Raw genomic sequence first — 2212 nt, 5'->3', positions numbered from 1 at the left:
CATCCTGCACAAAGCCGTCGTCGATGCTGCCATCGCAGAAATCGGCAGAGAGGATGTTCACCGAGTCGCCCAACACGTCGCTGGGCCGCCAGAGATCCTGCGCCGCCCGGGCAAAGCGCCGATCTTCATTGGCCCGCAGCCGCCCGTAGAAGTTGCTGTAGAGGCCATCTGCTCCGAAGTTAAGAAGAGTTGTGAACTCCTCCAGCCGCTGCCCGTTCCTCGTCTGGTGCAGGTTAAAGTCCCCTTGGATGTAAACGGGGTTGTCGGAAACGAAGGAGAGGCCAAAAATCGCGTCATCAGGGTTGAACCCGCCGCGGGCCAGCACCGCCCCGTTGCGCAGCCGGAAGCCGTAGGGCCGCCGATCCGGATCGGCATAGTAGTCCACCGGTTTGGGGCTGAGTCCACCTGGATTGGAAACAGGGGGATCCCAGACCGTTTGGCCATTGGCCGTGTCTCGATTCGGCTGACCGGCGTTCATAATACCGGCGCTGCCCAAAGTGCCGCGGGCGTTTGCCTCTTGCCAAGCTTGTTGATAGGCAGCAAAGGTGCCCAAGGGCGGGCGGGCAATGGCATCCTCCCGTACCGCATCTTCCCGGAAGGCGTAGAAAATCCCCCCTTCTCGGTTCTCGCCAATGCCGGCAGGCAGCCAAGTGTCCCCGTTAATCAGCCCCCTGGCCTGTCCGTTGACGTTGTTGGTCAGCAGGGCCAGGTCGATGTTGAGGGCCCGCACTGCCATCGCCTCGCGGCCATCGTAGAAGACGGAATCTTTGAAGGGCACGCGATGACACTGGTTACCAATCCGAATGAGATCAAATTGGTTGCTATTGGGGCCAGCAGCAGTGCAATTGGCTGGGGCATGGGGCAAAGCCCAGTTGCCAATTCCAGAACGGGGCTCCAGAGCAACCTCGTTTAAGTTGGTTACAGCCTGATAGCTGACTGTGCTCGGAAGGAAGGAGTAAGCGCTGCGCCGCTCCGTTTCCAGGGTATCCGTCTGGTTGAAACTGGTGGTCGGGAAGATGTAGCGCAGCGGCAGATAAAACCGATTGGCCGCCTCTCGGTTCCCAGCTCGGCTGGCTTGAATGTCGTTCCAGAGGGTTTGAGCCGCTGGATCCCCGGCATTGGCAGCCGCCTCAATGCGGAGCATGTTGTCGGCCAGCATGCCCAACATGCAGCCTGCCGTTTGCAGTGTCGATTGATCCGCCAAGCTGAGGTTTGTCGGGTTTTCAATGATTCGCCGCAGCTCCGAGAAGTTGCCAAAAGCCGTAATAAACGGATCCGGGTGAATGCGGCCCGCCTCTTGACGCGGCGGATAGGCCCCATCGGGATCGCCGGCAAAATTGGCCAGGTTGGTGAGGGCCGTCCACAAGGAGGTGCCCGGAGCTAGCCGAGCCTGCATCGGGGTTGGGTCATATTCCCAGACATTGGTGCCCTGCCCGGTGAAGAAGTTGATGCCCAATTGATTGGCTTGGTTGCCTGTGGGAAACGTAGAAGCCCGCTGCAAGCTCCAGGGAGTGCCGGGGTGAGCCACCGTGGCTAAGCAGGCAATGGGAAAGCGCCCCTGCTCATGGCTGTAGTGGTAAACGGCCGTGGCCTGCACTGCCGCTGGGTTATCCCGCAGGGTTAGCCGTTGCCGCGCCTCGTTGCTGATGAAAATGGCCTGCAGCTTGGTGGGGTCCTCGGGATCCCCGGGCGGCACCAGAGGCAAAGGCAAAGAATCGGTGCGGGTTAGTTCCAGCCGCTGCCCCACGATCACCCGCAGACCTTCCACACGGGCCCGCCGCTCCCAATAGCCATCTAAGCCCACCTCGGAAAGGGCGCCTGGGGGTGGGTTGTCCTCGGTCAAAGACTCATTCTGGTTGTTCCTGGCATCAGCAGGAATGGGATCACCGGCCCTAGCAGGACGACTAGCAGGACGATACCTTTCCGCAAAGGTGTCCACGTCGCAGCCCCTCTGCGGGTCAGGAGTTACAGGCGGACGGTCGTAGCTGGCTTTGGGGCCAAAGCGGTTGTCAGCCCGATAGACATCGTCTACATAGGGAGGGCAGACCTGGTCGGCACCAGCCTGAAAACCACCGGCCTTGATCCGCCCAGGGCTGCGAGGGTTCTTGGCGTTGAGAGGAGATTTTGCCCATTCTGCTGCATCTTGGGCGTAGGTTCCGCGGGTACGAATGCGACCAAAAAGCTGTAGCTCCAGCGGATCCAGAGCTACCAT

Annotated in this window: 1 pseudogene; it reads right to left on the bottom strand. The window is 60.5% G+C overall.

Going from position 1 to position 2212, the window contains the following annotated elements:
- Positions 1 to 2212, bottom strand: a pseudogene (locus NW838_RS14235) (type II secretion system protein); the annotation flags it as partial.

Source organism: Synechococcus sp. R55.2, from assembly GCF_047462075.1.
Lineage (GTDB): Bacteria > Cyanobacteriota > Cyanobacteriia > Thermostichales > Thermostichaceae > Thermostichus.
Note: the sequence above shows the minus strand (reverse complement) of the source record. Positions and strands in the feature narration are given on the sequence as shown.